This is a genomic window from Fervidicella metallireducens AeB (assembly GCF_000601455.1).
Taxonomy (GTDB): domain Bacteria; phylum Bacillota; class Clostridia; order Clostridiales; family Caloramatoraceae; genus Fervidicella; species Fervidicella metallireducens.
Genome location: NZ_AZQP01000025.1, coordinates 1 through 17,663, shown reverse-complemented (window position 1 = coordinate 17,663; position 17,663 = coordinate 1). Strand labels below are relative to the sequence as shown.

General features: G+C 33.1%; 10 protein-coding genes and 2 pseudogenes. All 12 read left to right on the top strand.

From position 1 onward, the window contains the following. The first annotated feature begins 36 nt into the window (after positions 1-36). The 12 genes and pseudogenes from Q428_RS08575 (at position 37) to Q428_RS08520 (ending at position 17,527) form a co-directional block, all read left to right on the top strand. The gene (locus tag Q428_RS08575; protein WP_242847808.1) at positions 37-723 is read left to right on the top strand and encodes an ABC transporter permease; all 687 of its coding nucleotides are present in this window, start codon (positions 37-39) and stop codon (positions 721-723) included. Between the two features lie 15 nt (positions 724-738). After that, positions 739-2,547: a sigma 54-interacting transcriptional regulator gene (locus Q428_RS08570; RefSeq protein WP_035380059.1), complete on the top strand. Its 1,809-nt coding sequence runs from the start codon at positions 739-741 to the stop codon at positions 2,545-2,547. A 544-nt stretch (positions 2,548-3,091) separates the two neighbouring features. Beyond that, a complete protein-coding gene (gene carA, locus Q428_RS08565; RefSeq protein ID WP_035380057.1) occupies positions 3,092-4,159 on the top strand; it encodes a glutamine-hydrolyzing carbamoyl-phosphate synthase small subunit in 1,068 nt (355 codons plus the stop codon). Between the two features lie 2 nt (positions 4,160-4,161). Next, positions 4,162-7,355, top strand: a pseudogene (gene carB / locus Q428_RS08560) (carbamoyl-phosphate synthase (glutamine-hydrolyzing) large subunit). 301 nt (positions 7,356-7,656) lie between these two features. Continuing rightward, positions 7,657-8,187 carry a tetratricopeptide repeat protein gene (locus Q428_RS08555; RefSeq protein ID WP_035380055.1) on the top strand — a complete coding sequence of 177 codons (531 nt, stop codon included), beginning with the start codon at positions 7,657-7,659 and terminating at the stop codon, positions 8,185-8,187. A 210-nt stretch (positions 8,188-8,397) separates the two neighbouring features. Next, positions 8,398-9,606: a hypothetical protein gene (locus Q428_RS08550; protein ID WP_035380054.1), complete on the top strand. Its 1,209-nt coding sequence runs from the start codon at positions 8,398-8,400 to the stop codon at positions 9,604-9,606. A 100-nt stretch (positions 9,607-9,706) separates the two neighbouring features. Continuing rightward, complete coding sequence (locus Q428_RS08545; protein ID WP_084478238.1) at positions 9,707-11,224, top strand: ABC transporter substrate-binding protein; 1,518 nt, start codon at positions 9,707-9,709, stop codon at positions 11,222-11,224. A 69-nt stretch (positions 11,225-11,293) separates the two neighbouring features. Beyond that, the gene (locus Q428_RS08540) at positions 11,294-12,256 is read left to right on the top strand and encodes an ABC transporter permease (RefSeq protein WP_035380049.1); all 963 of its coding nucleotides are present in this window, start codon (positions 11,294-11,296) and stop codon (positions 12,254-12,256) included. A gap of 20 nt (positions 12,257-12,276) precedes the next feature. Further along, positions 12,277-13,248 (top strand): oligopeptide ABC transporter permease, encoded by a 972-nt coding sequence (gene opp4C, locus Q428_RS08535; protein ID WP_035380047.1) that lies wholly within the window; start codon positions 12,277-12,279, stop codon positions 13,246-13,248. A gap of 19 nt (positions 13,249-13,267) precedes the next feature. Continuing rightward, the gene (locus tag Q428_RS08530) at positions 13,268-14,254 is read left to right on the top strand and encodes an ABC transporter ATP-binding protein (RefSeq protein ID WP_035380045.1); all 987 of its coding nucleotides are present in this window, start codon (positions 13,268-13,270) and stop codon (positions 14,252-14,254) included. Continuing rightward, positions 14,254-15,217 (top strand): annotated as a pseudogene (locus Q428_RS08525) (ABC transporter ATP-binding protein). The gene Q428_RS08530 and the pseudogene Q428_RS08525 overlap by 1 nt, the downstream one beginning before the upstream one ends. A 180-nt stretch (positions 15,218-15,397) precedes the next feature. Beyond that, positions 15,398-17,527, top strand: coding sequence for a heavy metal translocating P-type ATPase (locus Q428_RS08520; protein WP_278244891.1), 2,130 nt, complete (start codon positions 15,398-15,400; stop codon positions 17,525-17,527). Positions 17,528-17,663: the final 136 nt, after the last annotated feature.

Below are 17,663 nucleotides of genomic sequence, written 5' to 3'. Positions count from 1 at the left end.
TTCTTATTTTGGTTTGTTTATTGCGGGGGGATTTTATTGGATTATTTATTATCTGGCTTTATCGGGGCACTAAAACTACTGTTTAGTTTTGATAGGGAGATACAGGAAATAATATGGTTGTCTTTATTTGTATCCTCTTTATCTACGATATTTGCATTTATTTTATCAATTCCATCAGGAATACTTATAGGTTTAAAAACATTTAAAGGTAGAAATATATTAATAAAAATTATAAATACATTAATGGGGTTTCCACCAGTATTAGCAGGTCTTTTAGTATACATTACTGTATCCAGAAGGGGGCCTTTAGGAAGTTTAGGTATCCTTTTCACTCCTGCTGCAATGATTATAGCTCAGACACTTTTAGTCTTTCCAATAATCTGCGGCATGATAATAAATTATGTTGAAACAAAAGGAGTCAGGGTATATGAAACTCTCTACGCCCTTGGAGCAAACAGATTTGACATGGCTAAATATATAGTAATTGAACTTAAAAAAGAGATAACATCTTCAGTAGTTGCAGGCTTTGGTAGGGCAATATCTGAGGTTGGGGCTGTAATGTTAGTTGGAGGTAATATACAGCATAAGACAAGGGTGATGACAACCTATCTGGTTTTGCAGACTAATATAGGCAATTATCAAGGAGCCATAGCAATAGGATTAGTGCTGCTGACAATTTCCTTTTTGGTTAATACTATTTTAAATAGAATCAGCAGAAAATAATCTGAGGTGATAGTTATGATTGAAGATACTATTTTAAGTCAAATAATGGATAATATTTCAGAAGGAATAATTGCAATTGATAAAAATGGAATTATAAAGGTAATTAACGAAAGGGCTAAGGAGATTTTTGGTATAAAAATAAAGCAGGGAATTGGTCATAAAAAAGGAAAAATAGAAAAAGGAGATGTTGTAATAATAGGAAATAGTTCAGTAGGACTTGATGACGGTGGAATGAAATATGAAGATTTTATGTTATTAGGAATAAATGAAAAAATACCTGAAAACTCAGCCTTCGCATATATCGGAAGATATAATGAGGGCGGGGAATATATCTTTGTGGATAAAATGGAAAAACCACTCAGATTGAGTAAGATTATTGATGACAAAAAATTAGAGGTTGAAATTGACAGGTTGGGTAAGGTTATTAACATAAAGTCAGGCGATATATCATTCCCATATAGTTATGTTAAAGGAATAGGTCATATTGTGATTCTGGATAAGGATACACTTGAAGTGAAATTTTATCAAAGTAAAGGATATACAGTAAGAAAAGAAGATTTAAAAAACATATTAAATGGAAAAAACTACATGGAAAAGCTTCCAGGTGAAGATACGGAGTATGATGTTATAAGCAAGGATGTAAAGGATGTTCTTGGAAAATCCAAGAGTATCAAAGCATTGATTAGTTGTGCAAAGGGGAAAGAACAAAAGGTATTAAGTGAATTTGATGAAATAAATGGGAGACCAGTAAGATGCAGTGTATATCCAATTTTATCTAAAAAATTAGTTGTTGGAGCTTATATCCTTATTGAAGATATGTCAGAGATTAACAGGCTTCTAAAGGAACGGGATGAGTTTTTAGGCAGAATTTTGCAGATTCAGGACATTGCATATAATCCCTTTGAGTTACTTGTTGGAGAAAGTTATACAATTAAGAAAATAAAAGATAATGCCAAGAGGATAGCATTATCCAACTCCAATGTCTTAATACTTGGTGAAAGTGGTACAGGAAAAAGTCTTCTGGCTAGGGCTATTCACGTATATAGCAATAGAAAAACAGAAAAATTTGTTGAGATTAATTGTGGAGCCCTTTCTGAAACTCTTCTTGAGAGTGAGCTTTTTGGATATGTCCCTGGTGCTTTCACTGGAGCCAATAGGGAAGGAAAGATAGGTCTAGTTGAATATGCCAACGGTGGGACGTTATTTTTGGATGAGATATGTGAAATGCCACTAAATTTACAGGTCAAACTTTTACATGTATTGCAAAATAGACAAATTACTCCTGTAGGTGGTACAAAACCAAAGGATATAGATGTAAGGTTTATTTGCGCAACAAACAAGGATATATTGGAGCTTGTTAAAGCTGGGAAATTCAGAGAAGATTTATATTATAGAATAAATGTTATGTCATTGGAACTGCCTCCTCTTAGGGATAGAAAGGAGGATCTGCCTTTGCTTTGTCAATCAATAATATCAAGGATTTGTTCAAAAAATATTATACCCCTTAAACAAATAACGGATAAAGGAATAGAAAAGTTGTATCAATATAATTTTCCAGGAAATATACGTGAACTGGAAAATATATTGGAACGTTCTTTGTATTTTTCAGAGGGAAAATACATAAATGATGAGGATATAATTTTAAATTACAGAAAAACTCAATATGAAGGAAATTATACTTTGAAAGAGATTGTGGAGGAAACTGAAAAAAGGGTAATAAAAGAAACATTACAGAGGTTTGGAGGAGATAAACAAAAAGCCATGGAGGCATTAGGAGTTAAAAAGACATCTTTTTATGAAAAATTAAAGAAATATGAAATGTAAAAGGGATGGTCAGTAACAATTTCGAGGTAATAATTAAGGACATCTCATTAATTTATACTATAGCGAGGAGTAAATGGATGGTATAAACAGAAGGACACTTAATATATCATGTTATCAATAGGAAACTGAAATCTTTGACATTAAAACTGAAAATTTGACAAAATACATGAATTATGATAAGATGATACAAAATATAGTAGACATTACTTTAAGTCAGTCCAGAGAGGCTGGAAAGGATGTTTGAGTCTGATAGTGCAGAGAAAATTCTGTCTATCTTTAATTAGTATGTAAAAACACGCCTTCTACCTGCTGGTAGAAGGCTTTTTTATGGAATTAATATGCTAAAAAAATAATAAATTCAAATTTTGAAATGAATTTTATATGAATAATAATAACAAAAATCAAAATAATTATACTAATTAACTCAAACTTGGGGTAAAAGTGTGTCTATATCCAAATCAAAAATTAAAAGGAGGAGGGTGTAAACTCAAGGTTTATTTTCAGCAGGCAACTTTCAAAAGAAAAAACAGTAAGAGGTGCAGTTATGAAAGGAATATTATATCTTGAAGATGGTACACTTTATACCGGTATAGGGATAGGCAAAAAAGGAACTTCTGTTGGCGAATTAGTCTTTAACACGTCTATGACTGGATATCAGGAGATACTAACAGATCCTTCTTATGCTGGTCAGATAATAACAATGACATATCCGTTAATAGGAAATTATGGAGTAAACAGTTTTGAAAAAGAATCCAATTATGTATATGCCAGAGGTTTTGTGGTAAAAAATATTTGTGAAAATCCATCAAACTATATGTCCGAGAAAACGATAGATGAAATGTTAAAGGAAATGGGCATAGTAGGTATTTCAGGGGTAGATACAAGAAGTATAACTAAGAAAATAAGAAACTGTGGAGCATTAAAGTGCGTAATTACCAATGAAGAATTATCGGAAGAAGAGTTAAAGCTGCATTTAAAAAATCTTCAGCAAAGGGAAGATTGGATGAAGGAAGTTGGAACCCGGGAGATTATCCATATACCAGGAGAAGGACATAGAGTTGTACTTGTTGATTTTGGAGTAAAGAGAAACATAGTTAGAAATCTAATGGCAAGAAATTGTGATATAACTATAGTTCCATATAACATAACCTTTGAGGAAATTGAAAGAATAAATCCTGATGGGATACTTTTAAGCAATGGACCTGGAGATCCAAAGGAAGCAACTGAAGCTATAGAAATGGTGAAAAAGACAATGCTTAAATATCCTATATTCGGAATATGTTTAGGACACCAGATATTAGGACTTGCTGTTGGAGGCGACACATATAAGTTAAAATATGGGCATAGAGGTGGAAATCACGGAGTTAAGGATTTAGATTTGGATAGAGTATTTATAACATCACAGAACCATGGTTTTGCAGTAGATGAAGAAAGCATAAAGGATAAAGATATGATAGTAACCCATATAAACCTTAATGATAATACTGTTGAGGGTATGAGACATAAAACATTACCGGTCTTTTCTGTTCAGTTCCATCCAGAGGGAGCACCTGGACCACAGGATTCTGCTTATCTATTTGATAAATTTATCAACAGTATGAAGGGGGAATAAAGATGGGTAAAAACCAGGATTTAAAAAAGGTTATAATAATAGGCTCAGGGCCAATAGTTATAGGACAGGCTGCAGAATTCGACTATTCAGGAACCCAGGCATGTAAAGCCATAAAGGAAGAAGGAATTGAAACAATATTAGTCAACAGTAATCCTGCTACAATAATGACAGATGAAAATATAGCTGATAAGGTTTATATAGAACCTCTGAACATAGAAACTTTAGAATATATAATAAAAAGTGAGAAACCTGATGGAATTTTAGCTGGTTTTGGAGGGCAAACGGCATTAAATTTAGCTATGAGGTTAAAGGAAAATGGTATTTTGGATAAATATAACGTAAAACTGTTAGGTACTGGCAGCGAAACAATTAAAAAAGCAGAGGACAGGGAAGAATTTAAAAGGCTTATGCTAGAAATTGGGGAACCAGTTCCAGCAAGTATTATTGCAACAAGTTTAAAAGAATGTTATGAGTTTGTTGAAGAAAATGGATATCCTGTGATAATAAGACCTGCTTATACATTGGGAGGAACAGGTGGAGGAATAGCTAATAATGAAGAAGAGCTTAAAGAAATCTGTCAGAGAGGACTCATTAACAGTCCAATAGGTCAAATACTTTTGGAACAAAGTGTGGCTGGTTGGAAAGAAATTGAATACGAAGTTATCAGGGATAAAAAAGATAACTGTATTGTTATATGCAACATGGAAAATATTGATCCCGTTGGAATTCATACAGGAGACAGTATAGTTGTAGCCCCATCCCAGACACTAAGAGACAGTGAGTATCAAATGCTGCGTAAAGCTGCTATAAAAATCATAAGAAGTTTAGAAGTTGAAGGTGGTTGTAATGTACAGTTTGCACTGGATCCTAGCAGCAATAATTATGTAGTTATAGAAGTAAATCCAAGGGTAAGTCGTTCCAGTGCTTTAGCTTCAAAGGCAGCGGGCTATCCAATTGCAAAGATAGCAGCAAAGATAGCAATAGGTTACAGCCTGGATGAGCTAAAAAATTATGTCACTCAAAACTCAAGTGCATGTTTTGAACCAAGCCTTGACTATGTTGTGGTAAAAATACCTAAATGGCCCTTTGATAAGTTTAATAGGCAGATAGAACCCTTGGAACTCAGATGAAGGCAACTGGAGAAGTTATGGCAATCGATAGAAGTTTTGAAAGTGCTTTGCTTAAGGCAGTTACATCTCTTGAGGTTAAGGCAACTGGGCTTTGGCTTAACAGTATAATGGAAATGTCAGATAAGGAGTTAGAGGATAAAATAAAATCCAGTGATGACGAAAGGATTTTTGCAGTAGCCGAAGGATTAAGGCGAGGTGTTACAATTGGTAAACTCCACGAAATAACAAAAATAGATAAATGGTTCTTAAATAAGATAAAGAATATAGTTGACTTTGAAAATAAATTGAAAAATGAAAAACTTACGATAGAACTGCTAAGAAAAGCAGAATCCATGGGTTTTATTGATAAGGATATATGTGAGCTGTCCATGATTAACTATGAAGAATTAAAGAAAATGAGAGAAGAAAATAAAATTTATCCTGTTTATAAAATGGTTGATACCTGTAGTGGTGAATTTGCTGCCAAAACACCATATTATTACTCTTGTTATGAGGATGAAAATGAAAACATAATTTCTGATGATAAAAAAATATTAGTTATAGGCTCTGGACCAATAAGGATAGGTCAGGGAATAGAATTTGATTACTGTACGGTACATGGTGTATGGGCAATTAAGGAAGAAGGCTATCAATCAATAATCATAAATAATAATCCAGAAACAGTAAGTACAGATTTTGACACTGCCGATAAGTTGTATTTTGAATCCTTATATATAGATAATGTTATTAATGTAATAAGAGAGGAAAAACCTGAAGGAGTAATAGTTCAGTTTGGGGGGCAGACAGCAGTAAACTTAGCTCAGAAACTTCATCAAATGGGAGTCAAAATCTTAGGAACTCAGTTTGATTCAATAGATATTGCTGAGGATAGGAAAAAATTTTCCAAAATGCTCAAAGAAATAGGAATAGCTGCACCAAAGGGAGAATCGGTTACCAATCTGCAGGAAGCGTTATCTGCAGCAGAAAGATTAGGATACCCGGTATTAGTAAGACCTTCTTACGTAATAGGTGGTCGCGCAATGGAAGTAGTTTATGATGTTGAAACACTTACAAAATATATTAATGAAGCGGTAAATATATCAGAAAATAGACCTATACTTGTTGATAAATATATAAGAGGGACGGAAATAGAAGTTGATGCGGTGTCTGATGGAGAGGATATATTGATTCCGGGAATAATGGAACACGTTGAAAGAACTGGTGTTCATTCAGGTGATAGTATAACAGTATATCCTCCAATAACTTTAAGTGACGAAGTAATAGAAAAATTAATTAAATATACAAAGGAAATAGCGGTAAAATTAAAGACAATTGGATTAATAAATATACAGTATGTGTATAATGGCAAGGAAATTTATGTAATTGAGGTTAATCCAAGGGCATCAAGAACTGTTCCAATATTGAGTAAGGTTACAGGAGTTCCAATGGTAAAGCTTGCAGTCAACGCTATGGTTGGTAAAAAACTGAAAGACACTTTCTATGGAACTGGACTTGTTAAAAATAAAAATCTTTACGCTGTTAAAGTACCAGTGTTTTCAGGCGAAAAGTTGACTGATGCAGATATTTATTTAGGACCTGAAATGAAGTCTACAGGTGAGGTGTTAGGCCTTGATGGTGACTTTGATAAAGCAGTGTATAAGGGTTTTGTTGCAGCTGGATTTAAAATACCAGAAAAGGGAAATGTATATGTAGCATTAAAAGAAGCTGATTATGAGGAAGGTTTAAATTTAATTAAGGATTATATAGATGCAGGCTTTAAAATACAAGCTTCATGTGGAACAGCAGATTATTTAATAAAAAATAATATTGATTGCATAAAAGTAACATTGAAAGACGCATTAGGCAATATTTCAAGGGGCAATATAGATTTGATTATCAATACCCCAACAAGGGCAAATAGTATTGAAACATCAGGTTTTAAACTTAGAAAAAAAGCTTTAGAGTATAAAATTCCTATATTTACGTCACTTGATACATCAAAAATTTTTCTTAAAGCCATCAGGGTTGAAAGGTATAAAAAAGACATAAAGTATAAAACTTTAAAAGAATATTTATTTAGAAAATAAAAATAGATGTTTAGGAATAATTTAAAAAAGGAGTTGAATATAATTCAACTCCATCTTTTTTTTCACAAATAATTAAATACCAGGTAAAAGTTGGTCATAATATTAAAAAATAGGTCGAAAAATTTCGACAAATAAATTTTTCGGTAAAATAAAATTCTATTGAAATACAATTTTTAAAATGGTATTATAAGAAAAAAATACCACAAATATTGATAATGTTTAACTTATATCCAAATTTTTGTTAAAGTAAAAATATTAAATAATAGATACAGCATATAATATTTAAGTGGGTGATGAGTTTATGACATTAGATGAGCTGTATGACAAGGGTTGTGGAGAATTGGATTTAGGAAAATATGAACAAGCCCTTGAAACCTTTAATAGTATTTTGGAGCAAAATTCAGAATATTATAAGGCTTTAAATAAAATAGGTGTACTTTACGCAAGACAGAATGATCTTGGAAATGCAAAAGAATATTTTGAAATGGCTCTGGACATTAATCCGGATTATGGGCCATCGTTAGTGAATCTTGGTAATATATATAAAGAAGTAGGAGATGTAGAGCTTGCAAAAAGATATTACGAAGAATCAATAAAAGTTGATGTTGATTATTATCTTGCATATTATAATATGGCTTGCATATATAAAGAGAGAGGGGACATTGAAGAGTATATAAAATATATAAAGAAATACAAAAGGTTGTATAAAAGACATCTAGATACACCAGATTACAGAAAGATGATATACAATAAAAGATTTAAGAAGGTTAAAAACATATTTACAGCATTAATCGTAACAGTACTTGTCTTAATTTTTATGTATTTAAAATAGTTTACGTAGTTTCAAAGCAGCATTTCCTATAAATTTTCTAGCTAAAATTGTTTTTTACACAAATAGTTTTTAGTCAGCAGCCTTTAAAGCTTATTTCAAAAACTATTTGTGTTTAACTTACATATATATGAAAGGAAGGTGAAGTAATACAGTTAAATTGATTTATGTCAATTTAAATTATCACCATAATTATGTAAAGGGGGAAAATGTGTGAAAAAGCTAGCATCATTATTATTATCAGTTTGTTTTTTAGTAAGTCTTAATGGTAATGCTCTTGCAGCAACAAAGACTACTACAAAAAAACCAGTTGTTAAACCAGTTGAATTAAAGGCAACAGGTGTTCTTAAGAACTATAACTCAAAGTCAGTAGTTATCAATGTTGCTGGAAAGGATATTACTTTCCAATTAACAGCTTCAACAAAAGTAACACAATATGGCGATTCAGTTTTATTCTCAGATGTTGCAAGAAAAGGATTAAAGGTTTCATTTAAATACATGAGCAATAATAATGCATTGACCGCAATAGAAATTCCGGGATTTGGTAGTGAAAATCAGGGAGATTTAAAATTAAAATCAGTTGATATAAACGTTGCTTTAACTGATAGTACAATACCAGTTTCAGCTCCAAAGGTTACTCCTTCATTCTTCAGTAACTCAAGAAGCCAGGTTAGAGAAGCTGCTGGTGAAGAAGAATCTGATTCATATGTATACAGTATGGACCCAGACTCAGGAATAGGTAGCGGTCTTGATATAGTTGACCTTGGTCTTATTGACGTAATTCCTGAATCAATCAAGATAACACTTGATGGAAAAGAAATAAAGGTTTTAACAGATGCTAAGGCTGAGTTTGACAACAAAGTTGTTGGTGATGAGGCTAAATTCTTCGTTAACAAAGATGGAATAGCTCAGATTAAGTTTGAAGTTAAACTTTACGAAGATGAAAAGAGTTATTCAATAGAGGATCTTGAAAAGAGATTACAAGTTAGTTTCAAAAAGAAAATGTACAAGATAACTACATATGAAATTACAGACTTCCCATTCAGTGAAGATGTTGTTTGTGAATTAAATGGAAAACCAGTGTCACTTGCAAAGGCATTAAATAGATCAAACTACAGTAACTTTACTACAAACCTTGATGGAGAAATCATATATGTAGATGCATTCTATAGAGCATTGACATGTAAGGTTGTTTCAATTAAGGGAAATGCTATAACAATAGCAAAATTAGTTAACGATGCTGATCCTGAAAGTCAGGTTAAATGGACAGATACATTAACACTTTCAACAGGTCTTACAGTTCAGGATACAAATGGTACACCAATCAGTTTAGAAAATGTTAAGGCTGGAGATATGATTAAGGTTACAGTTGAAGCAGCTGATGGCTACAAAGTAAACTTAATCGAAAAAATAGTTAAATAGCCTTAACTAAAATATAAAAAATAAAAAAGAGGGGGACGAACATGAAAAACTTGAAAAGACTTATTACAGTCGTAGTAACACTTTCACTGGTACTATCAACATGTGGTCTTGTTTTTGCAAAACAAAATCAAATGGCTACATAAGATGGGCTACATTCTCAGATCCAAAAACTTTATGTCCAATTATGTCAGATGACTCAGGTTCATCAGACGTTATAGGAATGCTATTTACTGGTCCATATAAGTATGACAAGAAGACAAACATGGTTCCAGACATGGCTACTGCTATGCCAGAAATTTCAAAGGATAATTTAACTATTAAATTTAAGATTAAGCCAGGAATTAAATGGCATGATGGTGTAGAACTTACTTCAGCAGACATTAAGTTCTCGTATGATTTAATAAGAGACCCACAGGTACTTTCACCAAGATATGCTGATTTTATGAGTATAAAGAACATTGAAACTCCAGATAAGTATACAGTAATTATAAATCTAAAGGAAGTTGACTCAGCTTTCCTTGACAACTTAACTAACCCTTATATAATTCCAAAACATATTTGGGAAAAGGCTGACAAAACTAAATTAAAGGAATTTGAAGCAGCAAGAAAGCCAATAGGTAATGGACCATATATGTTCAAAGAATGGAAGAAATCAGAAAGAATAGAAGTTGTTCCATTTAAAGATTACTATGACGGAGCACCAAAGAACTCAGGTGTTATTTATGACATTACTCCATCAACTGCAACAGCTTTAGTTAAGATGGAAACTCAAGAGGATAACATGACTCAGGTTCCAGAATCTGATGTTGCAAGAATGAAGACTAAGCCATTCTTAACAGTTAAGCCTTATACTTCAACTACATTTGACTATATCGTTTATAATATTAAATCACCATTCTTCAGCGATAAGAGAGTAAGACAGGCATTTACTTATGCTATAAACAAAGAAGCTATATTAAAGGGTATCTATAAGGGTATTGGTCAGGTTGCAGAAGGATCATATGTTCCTGCATTATGGTGCTATAATCCAAATGTAAAGAAATATCCATATGATTTAGCAAAGGCTAAAGCTTTATTAGATGAAGCAGGCTGGAAGGTTGGACCAGATGGTATAAGAGTAAAGAATGGTAAGAAGTTTGAAGTTAAGATTCTTACTAACCAAGGTAATAAGATGAGAGAAAAAGCAGTTGTTCTTGTTCAGAACCAATTAAAACCACTTGGAATTAAGGTTGAACCAAGAATACTAGACTGGAACACAATGTGGTCAAACTATATAGATATAGGTAAGTTTGATTTATATTACAGTGGATTCATAACAGGAATCACTGGAGATCAGACAGTAATGTTCCACAGCGACAAGACAATAGGTTCCTTCAACAGAGGAAGATACGTAAATCCAAGAATTGATGAGTTATATACATTAGCAAAGAAGACATTTGATAAGAACCAGCAAAAGAAATATTTCTTTGAAGCTCAACAAATAATTGCTGAAGATCAGCCAATGACATTCATAGTTTACAGAGGAAGAAACTGGACATTCAATAAAGAGGTTACTGGTACAGAGGTTTACAACCTACTTGGATTCATGAACATGGACAAATGGGTTGTAACAAAATAGGTTAGTATTATAAATCTCTATGGAGGTATGCAAGGTTTTGCATACCTCTGTTATGAAAGGAGTTAAATCATGCTTAAATATACTTTAAAGAGAATACTACAAGCGATTCCTTTATTGATAATAATATCTATATTGACTTATCTAATAATTAACCTGGCTCCTGGGGATCCAACAGCCTTTTTTATAAACCCTGAGAAGGCTTCAAGGCTTGGTCCAGATTATGTTGCAAACATTAAACATCACTTAGGACTTGATCAGCCTTTACACATAAGATATTTTAAATGGCTTGGAAACGTCTTAAGAGGAGATTTTGGAGAATCCTTCTTTGAGCAAAGATCAGTTATGTCAATATTATGGGAAGCTCTTCCAAACACAATTATACTTTCTTTAGTTGCAGAACTCATTGCATTAATAGTTGCTATTCCAGCAGGAATTATATGTGCATTAAAAAGAAACAGCATCTGGGACTATATATTCTCAACAATTTCATTTATAGGAATGTCTCTGCCAACTTTCTGGTTTGGACTAATGCTTATACTTGTTTTCAGTTTAAAATTAGGCTGGCTTCCAACAGCTGGTATGAGAGATAATTTTGACGCATTTGTGTTTACAGACAGATTAAGACATATAATACTGCCAGCTATTGTACTTGGTATGGGTGGAATGGCTGCTAATATGAGATATATGAGAGGAGCTATGCTAGAAGTTATCAGACAGGATTACATAAGAACAGCCAGAAGTAAAGGATTATCAGAAAAGGTTGTTATTGTTAAACATGCATTAAGAAATGCACTTATTCCTATTGTAACAATGTTTGGTTTCTCAATTCCAGCACTTTTCTCAGGAGCGGCAATTACTGAGACAATATTTGCATGGCCAGGGGTTGGAAGAATTGCAATTGAAGCTGTTTTCTCAAATGACTATCCTCTAGTTATGGGAAATTTCATGATTATCGCTGTAATGACAGTTGTAGGAAGTCTTGTTGCAGATTTGCTTTATGCAGTTGTTGATCCGAGAATTAAGTATGAATAATTGTTGGAGGGGGGAAAAACATGGCTGAGTTAAAATTAAATAATAACGATGCTCAGATTGAATTAGCTGAGAGCGCTGAATATAGTGATACTATTGGTAAAAAATTAAAGATTTTCTGGAGAAGATTTAGAAAAAATAAGCTAGCTGTAATTAGTTTATTTATGCTCATATTCTTATATATGGTGGCTATTTTTGCACCATTAATTGCTCCATATGATCCAGATGGAACTGCAGATGATGTTATGATGGCTGATATGGCTCCTTCATTCCACAGCTATCAATCAGATGTAACTGGGGAGATGAAAACATATGCACCAAATTATTTTGGTAGAGACGAATTAGGTAGAGACGTTTTCTCAAGATGTGTATATGCGGGTAGAATATCTCTTACAGTTGGTTTTGTATCTGTTGCAATATTCATTACAATAGGTACAGTTTGGGGATGTATTGCAGGATACTATGGCGGTATAGTCGATAATATAATGATGAGAATTGTTGATGCCATAATGTCTATTCCTACTATGCCCCTTTTGATAACGGTTATGGCTCTATTTAAACCGAGCATTTACAACGTTATGATTGTTCTTGGACTTACAGGTTGGACAGGCATTGCCAGATTCGTAAGAGCAGAATTTCTTTCATTGATGAAGAGAGACTATGTAGAGGCTGCAAGATGTATTGGTGCCAGGGATAGGAGAATAATTTTCAGTCATGTTCTTCCCAATGCAGTTGCTCCAATTATAGTTGCTGCAACAATGGGTATGGCTAGTGCTATTCTTTCAGAATCAGGTCTAAGTTTCTTTGGACTTGGAGTTCAACCACCAACAGCAAGCTGGGGTAATATGCTTATGAATGCACAGGAACTAAGTACAATGGTTGAAGCACCATGGAAGGCATTCTATCCAGGTATGTTAATATTCATTACAGTTTTATCCTTCAACTTTGTAGGTGACGCACTTAGAGACGCACTAGACCCAAGGTTAAAACAATAATTAGATTCGAGGTGTTAATATGGAAAAATTACTTGATATAAGAAATTTAAGAACATATTTCTATACTGAGGATGGTGTGGTGCCTGCTGTTGATGGAGTAAGCTTTTATATTAAGCCTGGTGAAACTCTTGGTGTTGTTGGAGAATCAGGTTGTGGAAAAAGTGTTACGTCAATTTCTACTTTAAGATTGGTACCAAATCCTCCTGGTAAAATAATGGAAGGCAGCGAAATTATATTTGAGGGTACAGACTTACTTAAGCTCTCAGAAGCTGAAATGAGAAAAATCAGGGGAAATAAAATATCAATGATATTCCAAGAACCAATGACTTCTTTGAATCCTGTTTTTAGAATAGGTGATCAGATTGCTGAAGTATTATTGCTTCATCAGGGATTAAATAAAGCTGAAGCAAGAGAAAAGGCTATTGAGATGCTAAAGTTAGTTGGAATTCCAAGGCCAGAAAAGGTTGTAGATGACTATCCACATTCATTAAGTGGTGGTATGAGGCAGAGAGTAATGATTGCTATGGCACTTGCATGTAATCCAAGATTATTGATTGCAGATGAGCCAACAACAGCGCTTGACGTTACTGTACAGGCTCAGATACTTGACTTAATGAATGATTTAAAGAAAAAAGTTAATGCAGCAGTAATGCTTATTACACATAACTTAGGAGTTGTTGCAGAAAGCTGTGACAGAGTAGTTGTTATGTATGCAGGTAAGGTCGTTGAAGAAGGTGACGTTTACTCTATTTTCGAAGATCCAAAGCATCCTTACACAGTTGGATTACTTAAATCAATGCCATCAGCAGTTGGTGGACAAGATAAATTAGATTCTATTCCAGGGGTAGTTCCTAACCCATTAAATTTACCAAAGGGATGCCGTTTTGCTCCACGATGCAATAAAGCAATGGACATTTGTAGGGAAAAACAGCCAGGACTAACTGTTTTAGGAGAAGAAAGAACTGTCCGCTGCTTCTTATATAATAGGGAGGATGGTGTTAAGTAATGGAGAAGTTAATTGAAGTTAATGGTTTAAAAAAATATTTCCCTATAAAGGGCGGATTTTTTAATAAAACTGTGGCACATTTAAAGGCAGTTGATAATGTAAATTTTTATATAAATAAAGGTGAAGTTCTAGGAGTTGTTGGGGAGTCTGGTTGTGGAAAGTCAACAACAGGAAGAGCTATATTAAGGCTTCATGAACCAGATGCTGGAGAGGTTATTTTTGAAGGAACAGATATATGCAAACTTGATGCAGAATCACTAAGAAGAAAAAGAAGGGATATGCAGCTTATTTTCCAGGATCCATTCTCTTCATTAAATCCTAGAAAAACTGTTGGAGATATAGTTGGAGAACCTATTTTAATTCATGAAAAAATAAGTACCAGTGAAAGAAGTGAAAGGGTTAAGGAGCTCCTTAACATGGTTGCTTAAGCCCATATCATATAAGAAGATATCCACATGAATTCAGTGGTGGACAAAGACAAAGAATAGGTATAGCAAGAGCTCTTGCTTGTAATCCTAAATTTGTTGTATGTGACGAAGCTGTTTCTGCCCTTGACGTTTCAATTCAGGCACAGGTTATAAATCTTTTTGAAGAATTAAAGGAAAAACTGGACCTGACATATATGTTTATCTCCCATGATTTAAGTGTTGTTAGGCATATATCTGACAGAATTACCGTTATGTATCTAGGAAATATTGTTGAAATGACAACTTCAGAGGAATTGTTTAACAATCCTTTACATCCATATACAAAGCGTTGCTATCAGCTGTGCCAATTCCAAATCCAAGACATAAAAAGGAAAGAATAAGACTTCAGGGAGATGTACCATCACCTGTTAACACACCAAAGGGATGTGTATTCTCAACAAGATGTCCTTATTGTATGGATGCTTGTAAAGATGTAAGACCTGAATTTAAAAATTTAGGAAATGAACATTATGTAGCTTGTCATTTATATAAGTAGTTTTTACTTAAGAGTTGTGGCATAAGCAATTTTCAGTTGCTTGTGTCACAGCTTTTTTATTATATGCCACTTTGTCTCAAAGCTATAATTTTCTTTGATTTGATATTGAATGTTATGAATAAAAGTAATATAATAAAAATGAACATATGAACAATCATTCATATAAAAGGGGGCATGGAGATGATAAATAAAAAAGAATTAATTCTTGAGGGACTTTGCTGTGCAAACTGTGCTTCAAAAATTGAAAGTAAAATAAATCAATTAGATGGAGTTAAAGACGCTTCAATTAACTTTTTTAATAAAACACTTACAATAGAAATATCTGATTTAAAAGAGTCAGAAAATATTATGGTACAGACAAGGGGAATAATAAAAAAAATAGAACCCCATGTAATAGTTAGAGAAAAAGAAATTAAAAGTGAAAACACAATCAGAATAGATGAAAAGAATACCGAGACAGAAAAAGAAGAATTTAAATTTAAAGAAGAAATCCTTAAATTAACTGTAGGTCTGTTATTTTTTGTAGCTGCACTGTTTTGGAAAAGCAATTGGGATATAATTCTTTACTTTATCAGCTATCTGATTATTGGTAAAGATGTCTTATTAAAAGCCTCTAAAAACATATTAAATGGACAATTATTTGATGAAAATTTTTTAATGACTTTAGCAACATTAGGGGCATTTGGAATCAGGGAGTTTCCAGAGGCGGTTTCTGTAATGCTTTTTTATGAGATTGGTGAGCTACTTCAGGATTTAGCAGTTGATAAATCAAGAAAATCAATAACGGATTTACTTAACATCAAACCTGACTATGCAAATCTTAAAAAAGATAATAAAATAATAAAGGTATCTCCTTATGATGTTAATATTGGAGATGAAATAGTGGTTAAAGCAGGTGAAAGGGTTCCACTGGATGGAGTTGTAATTAAGGGGCAGTCATTAATAGATACCTCAGCCCTTACAGGTGAATCTGTTCCCAAGAATATATATGAGGGTGAAGAGATATTAGCTGGTTTTATAAATACAGGCGGTGTTTTAAATATAAGGGTAACAAAAGGTTTTAAAGACTCATCGGTTTCTAAAATACTTGATATGGTGGAAAACGCAAGCAGTAAAAAGGCAAAGAGTGAGCAGTTTATAACTAAATTTGCAAAAATCTACACACCTGTTGTAGTTATTTCAGCATTATTAATAGCTTTTTTCCCTCCAATTTTATTACAGAACCAGAATTTTAATGATTGGATATATAAGGCATTGATATTTTTAGTAGTTTCTTGTCCTTGTGCCCTTGTAATTTCAATACCATTAAGTTTTTTTGGAGGTATAGGAGCTGCTTCAAGAAGGGGTATATTAGTTAAGGGTGGTAACTATTTAGAAGGTCTTAACGAGGTAAATACTTTTGTATTTGATAAGACAGGTACACTGACTAAAGGAGTTTTTAAGGTAACAAAAATAAAAGCATACAATGGTTTTGATGAAGAAACCCTTCTTAAATGTGGAGCTTATGGAGAAATATTCTCAAATCATCCTATCGCCCAGTCAATTATAAAAGAATATAAAGGTGAAATAGATAAAGAATTAATAAAAAATTATCAGGAATTGCCAGGGCTTGGAGTTAAGGTTAAGGTAGAGCTAAATGATTTACTAATAGGAAACTCAAAGCTTATGGATAATGAAAAGATAATCTATGAAAAATATAGTGGTATGGGGACAGTTGTATATGTATCAGTAGATAATATTTTTGCTGGGTATATTGTTGTTTCTGATGAAATAAAAGAAGATGCAAAAGAAGCAATAAGCTCCTTAAAAAGTTCAGGTATAAGCAAGGTTGTTATGTTGACTGGAGATAATAAACATAACGCTGAAGCTGTAGGAAAGGAGCTTAACATTGACGAAGTATATGCAGAGCTACTTCCAGAGAATAAGGTTGAAATTCTGGAGAAAATAAAAAATAAAATGCAAAATGGTAAGGTTGCTTTTGTTGGGGATGGTATTAATGATGCACCGGTTTTAGCTGCATCAGATATCGGGTTTGCTATGGGTGCTCTAGGTTCAGACGCTGCAATTGAGGCTGCAGATGTTGTTTTAATGGCAGATGAGCTTTCAAAAATATCTACAGCTATAAAATTAGGAAAAAATACAAGAAAAATTGTAATTCAAAACATTGTATTTTCAATTGGGATAAAGCTTTTAGTTTTATTAGGGGCGGTTTTTGGTATAGCAACTATCTGGGAAGGTGTTTTTGCTGATGTGGGTGTTGCGTTGATAGCAGTATTAAACTCACTCAGAATTATAAGGATGAAATTTTAAAGTCAAATATAAAATTTATTGTTATAAGTTAAAATTTTGATTAAAAAACTTTAAAGGGTGATTAATAACACAAGTGTGTTGCGCTATAGACTTTGATTGGGGCATCATAAAGGTTATTAACCATCCTTATTTTATT

Bases quoted from the DNA above. Each gene is read 5' to 3' on its own strand.
- Q428_RS08570 (WP_035380059.1), top strand. From the start codon at position 739: ATGATTGAAGATACTATTTTAAGTCAAATAATGGATAATATTTCAGAA.
- carA (WP_035380057.1), top strand. From the start codon at position 3,092: ATGAAAGGAATATTATATCTTGAAGATGGTACACTTTATACCGGTATA.
- Q428_RS08555 (WP_035380055.1), top strand. From the start codon at position 7,657: ATGACATTAGATGAGCTGTATGACAAGGGTTGTGGAGAATTGGATTTA.
- Q428_RS08545 (WP_084478238.1), top strand. From the start codon at position 9,707: ATGTGGTCTTGTTTTTGCAAAACAAAATCAAATGGCTACATAAGATGG.
- Q428_RS08540 (WP_035380049.1), top strand. From the start codon at position 11,294: ATGCTTAAATATACTTTAAAGAGAATACTACAAGCGATTCCTTTATTG.
- opp4C (WP_035380047.1), top strand. From the start codon at position 12,277: ATGGCTGAGTTAAAATTAAATAATAACGATGCTCAGATTGAATTAGCT.
- Q428_RS08530 (WP_035380045.1), top strand. From the start codon at position 13,268: ATGGAAAAATTACTTGATATAAGAAATTTAAGAACATATTTCTATACT.
- Q428_RS08520 (WP_278244891.1), top strand. From the start codon at position 15,398: ATGATAAATAAAAAAGAATTAATTCTTGAGGGACTTTGCTGTGCAAAC.